The sequence below is a fragment of the Salinicola avicenniae genome (genome assembly GCF_023736115.1).
In the GTDB taxonomy this organism is placed as follows: domain Bacteria; phylum Pseudomonadota; class Gammaproteobacteria; order Pseudomonadales; family Halomonadaceae; genus Salinicola; species Salinicola avicenniae.
In genome coordinates this window covers 103,002-117,837 of sequence record NZ_JAKQZC010000004.1, presented here as the reverse complement: position 1 = coordinate 117,837, position 14,836 = coordinate 103,002, and the positions used below count along the sequence as shown (strand labels likewise).

At 64.7% G+C, this 14,836-nt stretch carries 13 protein-coding genes; all 13 read right to left on the bottom strand.

The features are described 5' to 3' along the window. Positions 1-18 precede the first annotated feature (18 nt). The 13 genes from MC381_RS09920 to gnd all read right to left on the bottom strand — a co-directional run bounded on the left by MC381_RS09920 (position 19) and on the right by gnd (position 14,713). On the bottom strand, positions 19-1,674 hold the full coding sequence (locus MC381_RS09920) for a VWA domain-containing protein (RefSeq protein ID WP_251977595.1): 1,656 nt from the start codon (positions 1,672-1,674) through the stop codon (positions 19-21). Then, entirely contained in the window at positions 1,671-2,654 is a 984-nt protein-coding gene (locus MC381_RS09915) for a VWA domain-containing protein (protein ID WP_251977594.1), read from the bottom strand. Before MC381_RS09915 ends, MC381_RS09920 begins: the two co-directional genes overlap by 4 nt. Continuing rightward, positions 2,647-3,225: a DUF4381 domain-containing protein gene (locus MC381_RS09910; RefSeq protein ID WP_251977593.1), complete on the bottom strand. Its 579-nt coding sequence runs from the start codon at positions 3,223-3,225 to the stop codon at positions 2,647-2,649. The genes MC381_RS09915 and MC381_RS09910 overlap by 8 nt, the downstream gene beginning before the upstream one ends. Beyond that, positions 3,222-4,226 carry a DUF58 domain-containing protein gene (locus MC381_RS09905; protein ID WP_251977592.1) on the bottom strand — a complete coding sequence of 335 codons (1,005 nt, stop codon included), beginning with the start codon at positions 4,224-4,226 and terminating at the stop codon, positions 3,222-3,224. The genes MC381_RS09910 and MC381_RS09905 overlap by 4 nt, the downstream gene beginning before the upstream one ends. 103 nt (positions 4,227-4,329) lie before the next feature. Next, on the bottom strand, positions 4,330-5,325 hold the full coding sequence (locus tag MC381_RS09900) for an AAA family ATPase (protein ID WP_251977591.1): 996 nt from the start codon (positions 5,323-5,325) through the stop codon (positions 4,330-4,332). Further along, positions 5,322-6,335 carry an HAD family hydrolase gene (locus MC381_RS09895; protein WP_251977590.1) on the bottom strand — a complete coding sequence of 338 codons (1,014 nt, stop codon included), beginning with the start codon at positions 6,333-6,335 and terminating at the stop codon, positions 5,322-5,324. Before MC381_RS09895 ends, MC381_RS09900 begins: the two co-directional genes overlap by 4 nt. A 115-nt stretch (positions 6,336-6,450) precedes the next feature. Continuing rightward, the gene (locus MC381_RS09890; RefSeq protein WP_251977589.1) at positions 6,451-8,067 is read right to left on the bottom strand and encodes an arylsulfatase; all 1,617 of its coding nucleotides are present in this window, start codon (positions 8,065-8,067) and stop codon (positions 6,451-6,453) included. A gap of 234 nt (positions 8,068-8,301) precedes the next feature. Beyond that, positions 8,302-8,637, bottom strand: coding sequence for a hypothetical protein (locus tag MC381_RS09885; protein ID WP_251977588.1), 336 nt, complete (start codon positions 8,635-8,637; stop codon positions 8,302-8,304). A 130-nt stretch (positions 8,638-8,767) separates the two neighbouring features. Next, a complete protein-coding gene (locus tag MC381_RS09880) occupies positions 8,768-10,021 on the bottom strand; it encodes an OmpP1/FadL family transporter (RefSeq protein WP_251977587.1) in 1,254 nt (417 codons plus the stop codon). A gap of 92 nt (positions 10,022-10,113) precedes the next feature. Continuing rightward, positions 10,114-10,926, bottom strand: coding sequence for a hypothetical protein (locus MC381_RS09875; protein ID WP_251977586.1), 813 nt, complete (start codon positions 10,924-10,926; stop codon positions 10,114-10,116). Between the two features lie 532 nt (positions 10,927-11,458). After that, complete coding sequence (locus MC381_RS09870) at positions 11,459-11,929, bottom strand: hypothetical protein (RefSeq protein ID WP_251977585.1); 471 nt, start codon at positions 11,927-11,929, stop codon at positions 11,459-11,461. Positions 11,930-12,111: 182 nt separating this feature from the next. After that, a complete protein-coding gene (nadA, locus tag MC381_RS09865) occupies positions 12,112-13,167 on the bottom strand; it encodes a quinolinate synthase NadA (protein ID WP_251977584.1) in 1,056 nt (351 codons plus the stop codon). A 130-nt stretch (positions 13,168-13,297) separates the two neighbouring features. Continuing rightward, positions 13,298-14,713, bottom strand: coding sequence for an NADP-dependent phosphogluconate dehydrogenase (gene gnd / locus MC381_RS09860; RefSeq protein ID WP_251977583.1), 1,416 nt, complete (start codon positions 14,711-14,713; stop codon positions 13,298-13,300). Positions 14,714-14,836: the final 123 nt, after the last annotated feature.

Below are 14,836 nucleotides of genomic sequence, written 5' to 3'. Positions count from 1 at the left end.
GTTCGTGCCGGCGGCGCATCATGGCACACCCCCCGAGATCGGACCCGACGCCGGCTCCGCGGCCTGATCAGCAGAACCGCCCGAGCGCGACATCGCGGCTTCCAGCGCAAAGCGCTGGCGCAGGTAGTCGCCGGTCTCCGAGTCGATGGCGCTGATCCACTGCTCGGGGGTCAGCAGCTTGTCGCCCTCATCCCCGCTCAGGGTCGTCTCCACGCCGCGCTGAGACTCGTTGTCGAAGACGATATCATCCGCGCCTTCGCCACGATCCTCACCGGTATCGGATTGCTCCCGGGTCTCCTCGACATAATCCCGTATCTCGCGGGCCAGAGCGAGATTGCGTTCGCCCTCGGGATAGTCGGGATCTCGCGCCAGCGCGGTTTCGAAGGCGGCCACGGCATCGCGATACTGGCGGCTGCGGATCAGCGCCAGCCCCTGGGTAAAGGCGGCATCGGCCGTCTCCAGCGCGGCGAGTGCCGTGACCGCTTCGGCATACTGGCCATCGCGATAGAGCGCGTAGCCGCGCCAGGCCGGGTCCTCGAAGTGCATGCTGGCCCGGTCGTACCGGTTGCGTTCCACCCACCAGCGCCCCTGCTGATCCGGCGTCAGAAACGCATCCATCAACCGTGTTGTCAGTGGCGACGCGCTCTCCGCCTCGGCGGCGCGCGTCGACACGCTCGATTGGGCGCGGGCCACGTCGATACCGAGCGAGCCCGGTCCGAGTGCACCGGTCCATAACCCCGCGCCCAGCGTGAGCGCGACGGCACCGAGCTGCCAGCCACGCCGAAACCCGAGCAGCGCGAGCAGCGCCGCGGGCCAAGCGAGCCAGACGCCGCGGTCCTCCCACGCCAGTCGATCATCGTCGATCAGTGCCTGGCGGTAGGCGGATGCCAGCAGGCGTTCGAGCGTCTGAATATCGCTGTCGTCGGCACTGACGCTGACCTGTCGCGCCCCTAGTCCCTCGATCTCTGGCAACGGCGCTTCGCCCGGCAGCAGCGAGAGGAAGGCCAGCGTGTTCGCGTCATCGCGGGCCGTAAAAGCCGAGAGATTGGCGCCGCTTACCCCGTCGCTCAAGAACAGGATCGTGCCGGGCACGGGTTGATCGGCCAGCAGCGTCTCGGCTAGCGCCAGCGCCTGGCCCGCGACATCGCCCTCAACCGGCATCACTGCCGGAGAAAGTCCCTCCAGGTAGGGCTTGATCAGCGCAGGGTCACCGGTCAGCGGCACCACCAGATGGGCCGAGCCCGAATAGGCGATCAGTGCCGTTTCCGCGCCGCTGCGCGTGGCCAGCAGGGACTCGATCTTGAGCACGGCGCGCTCGAGCCGGCTCGGCGGTACATCATTCGCGAGCGTCGATGGCGTCACCTCCAACGCGATCACCAGCGGGGCCGTCTGACTGACCATCGGATTCGGCATTCGGCTCCAGGCTGGACCAGCCAGGCCGACGACCAGACAGAGCGCCAGTGCAGCCAGCGTGTCGACCGGCATCAACCGCCCTCGCTTCCCCTGACCGACCATCAGCGCCCGGGCGAGATGCGGCGCAACATGACGGGCGCGTGTCTCGCGGGCGGCCGTGTGAAAGCGCCCAATCCACCAGAGCGCAGCGATTAGCGGCAGCAGCAGCAGCCAGAGCGGTCGTAGCCAGTGAAAGGCGGCTAGCAGGTCGGCGACGCTCATGACAGCGCCCCCCTGACCAGCGCCACGCTGCGCCAGAGCCAGCCGAGCAGCAGTAGACCGAGCGCCAGCGCCATCGGCCACACCGCCAGCGGCTGGCGCTGGCGGTAGCTGTGATCGGCGATCTGACGCGGCGCGAGCACGTCGATGCGGTCGTAGACCGCCTGCAGCGCCTGCTGGTCCGTGGCCAGGAAACTCTCGCTACCGGTGGTCTCGGCGATGGCCTCGAGCGTGGCGGTCTCGACACGGTTCTCGCCGCTGCCCTGGGGATCGCCGATCGCGATGGTGATGATCTGCACGTCACGCTCGGCGGCGATCGTCGCCGCGTTGATCGGGCTCATGCGGCTGCCGGTATCGGCGCCGTCGCTCAACAGGATCAGCAAGCGCTGCGAGACGTCGCTGGCCTCGAACTGGCGAATCGCCAGGCCGATGGCATCCCCGAGCGCCGTGTGGGGGCCGGCCATACCGACTCGGGTCTGCGCCAGTAGCGACTGCAGCGTTGCCAGATCGAGGGTCAGCGGCGACTGCACGAAGGCCTGCGTGCCGAAGACGATCAGCGCCATGCGCTCGCCCTCGCGGCCGTCGAGAAAATCCGCAATGACCTGCTTGACGCCGGCGAGCCGCTGCAGCGTCTCGTCGCCCGTCGCCGCGAAATCCCTTTCGTCCATCGACCCCGAGATATCCACGGCCAGGATCAGATCCCGTGCCGCGGTCTGCCAGTGGATGGGAGCGCTCACCCGCTCCGGGCGGGCCAGCGCCAGCACCAGCAGCGCCCAGCACAGCACCAGTACGGCCGTCATGACGCGTGAGCGGGTGAGTACCCGAGCGCCTTCTCCCGGCGTCACCCCCGCGGCCTGCATGTAGCGGTGGAAGAACGGCAGACGCAGGGCGGCCGTACGCCGTCGATACGCGGGGATCAGCCAGTGCACTAGCAGCGGCAATGGCAGCAGCGCCAGCGCCCAGGGCGCGGCCAGTTCAATCATGCGCCCCCCGCTTGACATCGTGACCGCGGATCCAGCGCTCGACCCGCTCGGTGAGTTCGTCGAGAGCGGATTGGTCGCCGAGAGAGGACTGGTCGTCGAGAGAGCATTGATCGTCAAGAGTGGCTATCGGGCGATAGGGCTGGTCCGAGAGCCATGCCATGGCACGCTCATCGAAACAGCGCCGCCCGGGAGGCATAGTGCGGTTGAGAAAATGGCCCCAGGCCTCGCCGCGCAGCGAGGCCACCTGCGTCCGGGGAAACGCCGCCAGCGCCGTGCGGCGCAGGATCTCCGCCAGCGCCACGACCCCTTCGCCGCTGGCCAGTCGGCGATTCAACGCGGTCAGCGCCTCGCGGCGGTAGCGATTGGCCCGCCAGCGCCGATAGCGATGCCATCCCCACCCGGCCAGCCATAGCAGCACGATGCTGCCTGCCACCCACCAGCCCCAGGTCTGCGGCCACCAGGCAACGGGCAGCGGCTCCGGTGGCGGCGACAGCCGATCGATCAGCTGAGACAACATCAGCGGCGGCGAGTCATTCGCCGATTGGCTGACGACGGACGCCGACTGATTCACGATGGCGCCCTCCTCGGCGCGGATCGATGATCCGTGCGTCGATGCACGCCGAGCAGCCGGCGCAGCTGCACCGCGCTCTCCTCGCCGGCGGAAAGCGGCACCAGCGAAAGCCCGAAGCGCCGCTGCCACGCATCCAGCGTCTCGCGGCGTTCGCGGGAGACCCGTTCGAGCGCCTCGCGAATCCGTGCGCTGCGCGTATCCAGCAGCGCCTGCCACCGGCCGTCGGAAACGGTCTGGCGCAGGTCATCCGGCAGCTGTTCCGCCAGCACGTCGGTGACCGGGGCCAGCACGACATCGTTATGGCGACACAGCGCGCCGAGCAGCCTCTCGCTGCGCGGGCCTATCACGTCGAAGTCGCTCAATACCACGACCAGATGATCGCGACTCGCCAGTCGCGACACGGCTTCGAACACGGCATCCAGCGAGGTCGGCTCGACGGGTTCGGCATCGGCGTGGAGCGCCAGATTGGCCTCGGCCAGCGCCTGCAGAAAGCGCATCGCACCGGCACGCGAACTCGCCGGACGGCACTCCACGAGTTCGCGATCCCCCACCACGATGCCGCCGACCCGGTCATGCTGGCCAAGCACGGCAAAGGCGAGCATCGCGGCAACTTCAGCCGCGGTGACGGATTTCATCGCATGGCGACTGCCGAAGAACATCGACTGGCGCTGGTCGACGACGATCAGCGCCGGCCGGTCACGCTCCTCGGTAAAGACGCGCACGTGCGGTTCACCGGTACGCGCCGTCACGCGCCAGTCGATGTTGCGCACGTCATCCGACGGCAGATAACCGCGCAGTTCGAGAAAGTCGAGCCCGCGACCGCGCAGGCGCGAGCCATGACGACCGTTGAGGACGCTGCGCGCCGGCTGTCGCGGCAGCAGGCTCAGGGTCCGCCCGACGCGCTCCAGACCGCGCAGATGGGCCAGGTCGACATGAACGCGCGTATCCCGGCCCTCGGTCGGCACGGCATCACGTCTTCGGCGAGAAGCCAAACGCAGCATCGCGTTCTCCTTTGTCGCGCCCGCCGCTTCCCGGGCGCTGCGCGGTTCGGGTGGCAACCGGCTCCGGATCGACCCGCAAACGGCGATCCAGTCGGCGGCGGTTTCACGGCAGCGCCACGCTGGCCAGCAGCTGTTCGATCACGGCGTCCGCGGTCACGCCTTCGCCCTGCGCCTCGAAGCTGAGCCCCAGCCGGTGACGCAGCACATCCGGCGCCACGGCCTGCACGTCCTGCGGGTCGAGATAGTCGCGCCCCGCGAGCCAGGCATGGGCACGACCGCAGCGATCCAGCGCCAGACTCGCGCGCGGACTGGCGCCCCGCTCGATCCAGCGGCCCAGCGCCTCGGAGAGCGCAGCCGGATGGCGCGTGGCATCGACCAGATCCGCCATGTAGCGCTCGATCGGCTCTGCGACGTGCAGCGCGGCAATCTCGCGCCGGGCGTCGAAGACCGCGGCCTGAGCGATGACGACAGGTGCGTTGGCCGGATGCGTATCCTCGGCAGCTGCCGGCGGCTGAACGGCCCGCTCCTCGCCACGTACCAACCGGATCACCTCGACCTCCTCCTCGACCGCCGGATAGTCGATCAGCACCTTCATCAGGAAGCGGTCGAGTTGAGCTTCGGGCAGCGGGTAGGTGCCCTCCTGCTCGATGGGGTTCTGGGTCGCCAACACCATAAACAGTTCCGGCAGTGCATGCGTCTTGCCGGAGACCGTGACCTGGCGCTCCTCCATCGCCTCGAGCAGCGCCGACTGCACCTTGGCCGGCGCCCGGTTGATCTCGTCGGCGAGCAGCAGGTTGGCGAACAGCGGGCCGGGGCTGAAACGGAAGATCGCGCCCTCGGCCCCCTGGTGGTAGACATCGCTGCCGGTGACGTCCGAAGGCAGCAGGTCCGGGGTGAACTGGATGCGGCTGAAGTCGGCCTCGAGATGGCGCGCCAGCGCCTTGATCGCACGGGTCTTGGCAAGCCCCGGCAGGCCCTCGATCAGCAGATTGCCATTTGCCAGCAGGCCGATGACCAGCCGCCGGATCACAGCCTGTTGGCCGATGATCGACTCTCCGACCGACACTTCGAGCGACGCGATCGCCTCGCGACAACTCATGGCGTGGCGTCCGATGCCGGACTCGCTTGCAGGTCCGGGGCGTAGATCGTGCGCCAGTCGGCGGCCATATCGACCACGACCCAGTCTCGGCTCGCCGCCTCGTCGAGTCCCTGATCCAGCTTGCCGATGGCGCTCTCCCGGTCGTAGGCGACCTCGCGTGCGTCGTCGGTATGATGAATCAGCACGCCGAGCCGGGGGCCCTCGCCCTCGGTGGCCCAGATCATCATCGGCACGTCGCCATCCGAGTTGCCCACGGCCATGGCCGGCCGTCCACCCAGCGTGCGCTGGATGGCGATGGGCTTGCCGTCGACGTCATCCAGAAAGGCAATATCGCCGCGCTTGATGAGTGCAAGACGCTCACCCTCTCGCGACACTTCCAGATTGCCGGTGCTGCCGATCACGTTCTGCGGCGGAATGCCGTAGACGTCTTCGGCGAACACGCGCATGAAATCGACGCCACCGCCGGAGACGATGTACGTCCGGTAACCCGCATCGCGTAGGTAGCCGAGCAGTTCCAGCATGGGTTGAAAGACCATCTGGTCGTAGGCGAATCCACTTTCCGGGTGGCGCGCCTTGGCTAGCCAATCGGCGACATCGGCCTGGAAAGCCTCGACCGACATGCCGGAATGACTGACGTTGAGAATCTCAAGCAGCGCCTCATCGCCGCCCTCGAGAAGCGTTGCCAGATCACGCTCGTTCACGGCGGCCTGAAGTTCATCACTTAAGATGCCGGCGGGGGCGCTTTCCGCACGGTCCAGCGCGTAGGCGAGCTGAAAGTAGTAGGGCTGCTCCGACCAGAGCGTACCGTCGTTGTCGAACACGGCGATGCGTCGAGACTCGGGCAGGTAGCTGTCGCTCTCCGGATCGGTGGTCGTCTCCACGAAATCGATGATGGCGCTTTTGGTGTCGCCCGGTGCCCAGGTGGGCAAGGGATCGGCACGCGCCAGCGGTACCATCAGCATGGTCAGACTGAGCAAGGCAAGATGAGAAACCAGGCGTTTCATCAACATCGTGACTCCTGTCATGCCTCGCTGCGTGTGAGCCGGTGCTGGCCGTGACACGCAACGAGGTTTCATGAGTTCAGGCTCGGGCTAGCGCTTCCATACACCCGCCCGAAGCGTGCCGTTATTGGGCCAAAGGCTCCTGCAGGGTCTCCATTACCCGGTCCAGATTGAAGCTGGCCGCTTCCTGGCGTGGCGGAAATTCCTGGAACGTCTCGAGGAAGTTCGCCACGTAGGCCTGCGCCGGCACCAGCATGAAGGCGTGATCCATCAGCCAGTCGTAGTAAGTATTGGAGGTGATCTGCGCGCGCTCGTAGGGGTCGCGGCGCAAGTTGAAGATCAGCGGCACGCGCAGCGGCGTGAACGGGTTGGCCCAGACTTTTATAGTTCCCTCGGCGCGCTGTTCCATGAACACCAGCTTCCAGTCACCGTAGCGCAGGGCCATCAGGTCGCCGTCGTCAGAGAAGTAGAAGATCTCGCGACGGGGTGTCTCTTCCGTCTCGCCGGTCAGGTAGGGCAGGAAATCGTAGCCGTCGAGATGGACATTGTATTCACGGTCGATCGCCTGCACGCCGCCCTCCAGCAGCTCCTGCTTGATATTCGGATCGCCGGCGGCGTCCAGGAAGGTGGGTAGCCAGTCCATGTGGTGCATGACCTGGTTGGAGACCGAATCCGCCTCGATATGGCCGGGCCAACGCACCATGGCCGGTACGCGCCAGCCGCCTTCCCAGTTGGTGTTCTTCTCGCCCCGGAAGGGTGTCATGCCGGCATCCGGCCAGGAGTTCATGTGTGGCCCGTTGTCGGTGGAGTAGAACAGGATGGTGTTGTCGGCAATGCCCAGCTCGTCGAGCTTGTCGAGAAATAAACCGATATGGCGGTCGTGCTCGATCATGCCGTCGGCGTATTCGTTCTGTCCCGAGATCCCCCGCAGCGAATCCTTGACGTGCGTGCGATAGTGCATTCGTGTGGCATTCCACCACACAAACCAGGGCTGGTTGGCCTGCGTCTTGCGTTCGATGAAATCCAGCGCCGCCGCCGAGGTCTCGTCGTCGACCGTCTCCATGCGCTTGCGCGTCAGCGGGCCGGTGTCCTCGATCTCGCCGTCCGCCGTGGAGCGCACCACGCCGCGCGGCCCAAACGCCTCGCGGAAAGTGCGCCCATCCGGCAGCTCCATGTCGCCAGGATAGTCGGGCAGCTCCGGCTCCTCTTCGGCATTCAGGTGGTAGAGGTTGCCGAAGAACTCGTCGAATCCGTGATTGGTCGGCAAGTGTTCGTCGCGATCCCCCAGGTGGTTCTTGCCGAACTGCCCGGTGGCATAACCCTGCGCCTTCAACAAGCCGGCGATGGTCGGGTCTTCAACACTCATTCCTTCCGCCGCGCCCGGCATGCCGACCTTGGAGAGCCCGGTGCGCAGGACGCTCTGCCCGGTGATGAACGACGACCGCCCCGCCGTGCAGGACTGTTCGCCGTAATAGTCGGTGAACATCATGCCCTCGTTGGCGATGCGATCGATATTGGGCGTGTGATAGCCCATCAGACCGCGCGTGTAGGCGGAGATATTGGACTGGCCAATATCGTCACCCCACAGCACGAGGATGTTGGGCTTGGCGGTACCGCCGCCTGACGAATTCTGACTCTCCTGCGCCAGCGCGGCGCCCGGTAGCGCCATGGCCACGGCCAGCGCGGCGGAGAGTACGCCGTTCCAACGACGTGGAGGTGGGACCTGTTGAGCGAGTTCCATCGAACAATCTCCTGCAAATCATGAGTTTGTGAAGACAACGAACATGGAATGGCAAACCTCGGACCGCGACTCTCGACTCCTTGCCCCTCTCGGGGACGATAGCGGCCACCTCCCTGGCCTCATGACGGTGCAGTCGCGCTCGCCTCTGACGACTGCCCGGGATGGTCCACCGGGCGCCGGTACTCGACGCCCGATGTCACTTGATGTCGGCGTTTGGCGTCGCCCCCGATACGTCTACTCCTGTTTCTGGGCCTCCGCCGCCGCGTCACTGGCCCCCTCTGCATCCAGCGACCGCATCGAGGCGTCCTGCTCGATAGACGTCGCCTCGTCGGTTTCCGCCTCGACCGCTTCCATCGCCGCCTGCGCGGCCTCACTTTCCCCTTCACCCACGCCCTCTCCGGTCCCGCTCGACATGGGCTCGTCGGAAGGCTCGACACCGTCTCCCGTGTTCAAGGACTCCTCGTTGGCCTCATAGGACTCCTGCATGGCATCGCTCTGGGCGTAGACCGTTCCCGTCATGCCCAGCGCCATCAGGCATACCGATAGGAACAACGTTCGCTGTGCTGTCATGACCGCCTCCTGATTCCGCTTCCTTTTCATTTTTCACCTTCCGCTTTTTCAACTTTCACCTTCCACCACCGCCACCGCATGCTTGTCAGAAGCGCTCCCATCGAGGGTTCAGCGCCGCGACGACGCCCGTTTAGAACCGCCATCGCACCCCGCCGCCCAGCACATGCAGATAGGCGTCGTCGTACGTGCCGCTGACCCGTTTGCCGGACAGCCCCTGGGTCTGGTCCACATCCATGTCACCGAGATAGACCAGGGTGTAATTCAGCGTGAGATCCCAATCCGCAGCCCACGCATAGTTGATCCCCGTGGCGAACCGCCAGGCTTCGTTCATCGGGTTATCCAGCGTACGGTCGGCGCTTTTGACCGCGGCGCTGTCATAGGCGATACCCAGGTTCCAGCGCAGGTCGTGGTGGATCTGGCGCTGAGCCCCCAGCGAGATGTGCCAGGTGTCCTGGTAGTGGCGGTCCGCCTTTGCCGAGGCGCTACCGGGTGCAGCATCGAGCTCGACGGCGACGTCGCCGAACTCGGACCAGTTCTGCCAGCCCAGGCTGCCCATGACCGCCCATTCGTCGCTGATCTGGTGAAACACGCTGGCGGTCACCGTTTCGGGGATTCGCAACCCCAGTCCGAGCCGGTCGACGGCCAACTGCTGCACGGCATTCTCGAGCACGGGGTTGTTGAGTCCGCGAAAATCGGGCCGATCGTCGAAATCGAGGTCCACTTTGCTGGTGTAGGCGATGCCGAAGCGGGTGAAGTCGTCGAGTTCGTACAGCGCCCCCAGATTCCAGCCCCAGGCGGTGTCGTCGTCTTCGTACTCCATCTGTCCATCGGCGTAGCCCGAGGCCCCGGCGATGTTGTTGTCGACCGCGGACTCGGTGCGGAAATTGCCGTAGACAAGCCGCGGGCCGATGCCGACCGACAGCGCCGGCGTCAGACGGTAGGCGAAGGTCGGCTGCAGCGAGGCGGCAACGATCGAGGTTTCCTGTACGACATAGCGCCCGGCCCAATCGTTGTCGTAGTCGAGCCCCAGGCCGAAGTTGCCGTAGAGCCCGAGCCCGATCGTCGCGCGCTCGTCGAGCCGATGACTTAAGAAGAGACTCGGCCCCGGCGTCGGTACCAGTGCGTTGCCGCCCCCACCGCCGGTCGTCGTGGCCGAATCGCTATCGAAGTCGACGCGACCCACGATCAACTGACCGCCGACAGAGAGCTGGTTGCCCGGCAGCCGACTGATGCCGGCCGGGTTGGTCATCAAGACGCTCGGGTCCATCGCCCGGGCGGCGGCCCCGGCATTGGCCAGTCCACTGTCTTCCTGCCCCGCTTCGTAGAGCAGAATCCCCCCGCCTGCACGCGCCCAGCGACAACCAGTAACAGCATCAAAACCCACGCGCCGCCCCCGGCTAGCCGGGTTACTCGAGGCGCGAATACCCACTGGCAAATGGTCGAAGGCGCGTGCATGCGTCTCTCCCCGAATGAGTCTTACTGTGGATACAACAACGTCAGGATCAGTCGGGCGCCCCAGCCGTCGGGGCCACTGTCAGGCTGCTCCACCCAGTAGCGCACGCCACCGCCGACGCTGATCGGCTGGGCTCCCAGCGAGGTCAGTTTGGTGACGAACGCATTGACGGGGACCGACCACTGATTGGCCTCCCAGTCGTAGGTCGATTCGGAATTGACGCCGTAGGTCCAGGCTTCGGGCGTGGTGTAGGACGCGAACGGCTGCAGGAAGGTGCTGTCGATATCGTTGCGATGGCTCTCGCCGGCGAAATCCCAGAGATGGTTGGCCAGCAGCCCGGTCGTCCAGGGCCCTGACTGGCGCAACACCACGCCCGTGGGCCCGCCGCCCCATTTCTCTGCGCCTAGCGTGGTTTCGGTAGCCGTCGGCAGCAGAAAGACCGGCCCCACGCCCCAGATCACGCCGGAGGCGGTAGGCGCCTTGGGCGAAAAGAAAAAACTCTGGACGGTATCGCCGAGGCCGAACTGACTGCCCTCGCCGGGCACCACGTCATCCTGGCTGACGACGGGCAGGATCGTGCGACTGATCAGGTTCCAGTTATCGGAAATACCGAACGGAATGACCGGCTGGATATTGAGCAGGAAGCGCTCGCCGTTACCGCTACCGAGATCCTCATCGTAGTTGAACTGGAACGGCACGCTGATCAGGTTGGCGACCGGATTGCTCAGCTGTTTGGCAAGCGCCTCGTTGTTCGACTGCGCCGAGGCCGACATCGACATCATGCCGGCAAGACTACCTCCGACAAGACCACCACCGACGAGGTATCGGATAACCACACGCCACCCATCCCAAGACATTCTCATATGCCCCCCTGACCCCGTTCCCCGGAGAAGACAAGTGGATACGAGAAAGCGCATGACGCGTCTCGATGCGCCCCTTCGCTATTCCTTTCTTGGTTTACGTGCCTTCACGATTATTAATGGACACAACGGTAATAGTCGGCAAAGTCAAAATTGAAACCAATTGTTATCAACGCACCACAACAACGGCATAGTAAAATTAATTATAAATAGATGGCGTTAAAAAGACTTTAAAAATCATATTTATTGATATCTTACAGGAAGTAACAAAAAATCGAACACCCACCTCGATTTCAGACTTATTGATGAAATCATCGAAAGCCGATTATTCAACGGTTAGCAGCCCATTTATCTTTAAACGGTAACATTGATGAAGAGACAACCTGGCAAGGCCCGCTGAATCACGTCGTCGGTTCGCGAGCGGCCCACAAAAAAGCCGCTGATATCAGCGGCTGCATCTTCACCCGCCAAGACGGGCCTATGCGGTAAACCGGTGTCGATGCTGGCGTCACGGATCGATGCGCATCATCACCATCTGTGCCTCGCGATCGTTCTCGAAGCTCTTCAGCGTCAGCGTTGGCGTGCTCGCGGCATTGTGGAATGCCAGAGCGCCATCCTCGGCGGGAGAAGATGACCAGTCCGGCCCCAGACATTGACCGATCCCCGAGGCAGCGGCCTCGAGCTGCGAGGTACCGGCACCGGCCTCGATCCGCCCAGAGCAGGTGTAGTAGGTGGGCCCGCTGGCGGAAACGATCGAACAGGCATTGTCGAAAGCCTGCACGTTCGTATTCCAGATCCGCCCATAACGGGTCGAGCGACCACCACGCTTGAGATCGTCGAAACCATTGTCGGCACTGGCGACGGCCTGCTTGAGGTCATCGCAATCCAGATAGGTCGTGACCGATTGCTGCACCGGCCCGCTGGAACAGGCGCCCAGCGTCAGCATCACCGCACCGCCGATGAGTGCACGTCCCGTCATCGAAATCATCCGCATACGGATCCCCCTGTGGACAAGTTATGGTGTCGTTGACCGTTGGTTCGTTAAGCATGGTCGGCTGCGGGCGGGTCATCATTCCCATCGGCGAGGACCGCCGTCGCGCTTTCAGCGTAGGCCACAGCCCGCACGCCGAACAGGGGCCATTCGCGCACCCGGCCTCGTCCTCAAGGCTTTTGGCGCTTCAGCTCGGCACCGAAGTCGAGCATGCGACCGAGCGGCACCAGTGCGCGCTCGGCGATGACGGAATCGACATGGATCTCCTGACCGCAGCCGTTGGCGTCATTCAGCACGGCGAGCGTGTTTTCCAGTCCGTTCATCGCCATCCACGGGCAGTGGGCACAGCTCCTGCAGGTCGCGCCGTTACCGGCCGTGGGCGCGGCCATGAAGCGCTTTTCCGGCATCAGCTGCTGCATCTTGTAGAAGATGCCCCGGTCGGTCGCGACGATAAACGTCGGATTGTCGAGCTTCTGCGCCGCGGCGATCAGCTGCGAGGTGGAGCCGACGACATCGGCGATCTCGACCACCGAGGCGGGCGATTCCGGATGCACGAGCACGGCGGCTTCGGGGTGCAGCGCCTTGAGCTCGAGAATGCCCTTGGCCTTGAACTCGTCATGGACGATGCACTCGCCGTCCCAACAGAGAACGTCGGCGCCGGTCCGCTCGCGTACGTAGGCTCCCAGATGGCGATCCGGCGCCCACAGAATCTTCTCGCCACGCCGGTCGAGGTGGTCGATCAACTCGACCGCGATCGACGACGTCACGACCCAGTCGGCGCGCGCCTTCACCGCGGCCGAGGTGTTGGCGTAGACCACCACGGTGCGATCCGGGTGTTGATCGCAGAAGCTGGAAAACGTGTCGGCCGGGCAGCCGATATCGAGCGAACAGGTCGCCTCCAGCGTCGGCATGAAGACGCGTTTTTCCGGACTCAGGATCTTGGCGGTCTCGCCCATGAAGCGCACGCCGGCGACGATCAGCGTGGTCGCCGGATGATCCCGCCCGAAGCGCGCCATCTCCAGCGAGTCCGCCACGCAGCCGCCGGTCGCTTCCGCCAGCGCCTGAATCTCCGGATCGGTGTAGTAGTGGGCGACCAGCACGGCGTTTCGCGCGATCAGTCGCTCGGCAATGCGCTCGCGGTAGTGCGCCCGCGCCTCGTCACTCAACGACGGCTGCGCCGCTGTCGTACCGGCGAGATGTTCACGTACCTGTTCGCGCTGCATCATGACGACTCCGTGGCGCTGCCACCGTGGGCTAAAACGAGATCGGCCAGCCTACCAGAGGCTGGCCGATCTCGGGCCGATCAAGACCATGGTCTAAGACAACCGGTCGGGCATAGCCGGCTTCCGATCAGGCTCAGTCAGCGAGCCACTCGGTGTGGAACGTCCCTTCTCGGTCGACGCGCTGGTAGGTGTGCGCGCCGAAGAAGTCGCGCTGCGCCTGGATCAGGTTGGCCGGCAGCTTCTCGCTGCGGTAGCTGTCGTAGTAGGCGATCGCGGAGGAGAAGGTCGGCGCGGGGATGCCGTTTTGCACCGCATGGGCGACCACGTCGCGCAGCGCCTGCTGGTAGTTGCCCGCGATCTCGCCGAAATACGGCGCCATCAGCAGATTCTTGAGCTCGGGGTTTTCCTGATAGGCATCGGTGATCTTCTGCAGGAAGCGCGCCCGAATGATGCAGCCGGCACGGAACAACTTGGCGATCTCGCCGTAATCCAGGTTCCAGCCGTACTGTTCGGAGGCGGCACGCATCTGGGCAAAGCCCTGGGCGTAGGACGCGATCTTGCTGAAGAAGAGCGCCTTGCGCACCTTCTCGATGAACTCGGCCCGGTCGCCTTCGAGCGGCGTCTCCGCCGGGCCCTTGAGCACCTTGGACGCCTCAACGCGCTCGTCCTTCAGCGAGGAGATGAAACGCGCGAAGACGGACTCGGTGATCAGCGGCAGCGGTACCCCCAGATCGAGCGCGCTCTTGCTGGTCCACTTGCCGGTGCCCTTCTGGCCCGCGGCATCGAGAATCACGTCGACCACGTCCTGATCGCTGCTGTCGTCCTTCTTGGTGAAGATCTTCGCGGTGATGTCGATCAGGTAGCTGTCGAGCTCGCCCTCGTTCCACTCGCTGAACACCTCGGCCAGCTCGGCGTTCGAAAGCCCCAGCGAGCCCTTGAGGATCGCGTAGGCCTCGCTGATCAGCTGCATATCGCCGTATTCGATGCCGTTGTGGACCATCTTCACGTAGTGGCCGGCACCATCCGGGCCGACATAGGCGACACAAGGCTCGTCGTCATCGGCACGGGCGGCGATCTTCTCGAGGATCGGCGCGACCATATCGTAGGCTTCCTTCTGCCCGCCGGGCATGATCGACGGGCCTTTCAGCGCGCCCTCCTCGCCACCGGAGACGCCGGTGCCGATGAAGTTGAAGCCGGCCTCGGACAGCTCCTTGTTACGACGAATGGTGTCCTCGTACGGCGTATTGCCGCCGTCGATCAGAATATCGCCCTTGTCGAGATGCGGCGCCAGCGACGCGATCGTCTTGTCGGTGGGATCCCCCGCCTGGACCATCAGCAGGATACGACGCGGCGTCTCCAGCGAGGCGACGAACTCCTCCACGCTGTAGAACGGCTCGAGCTTGCTGTCGGGGTTCTCGCCCATCACTTCATCGGTCTTCTCGCGCGAGCGGTTGAAGATCGACACGGTGTAACCGCGGCTCTCGATGTTGAGTGCGAGGTTGCGCCCCATGACGGCCATGCCGACGACGCCGATTTGCTGTTTGGCCATTGACCATGCTCCTTGCAGAAAAAAGCCGTCACGCGGCAATAAAAGTGACACTAGTGTAAGGCAGAGAGGCCGATCCGCCGAATTTACCTCCACCCGACAGGCGGATGACAGCCGACCTCTCCT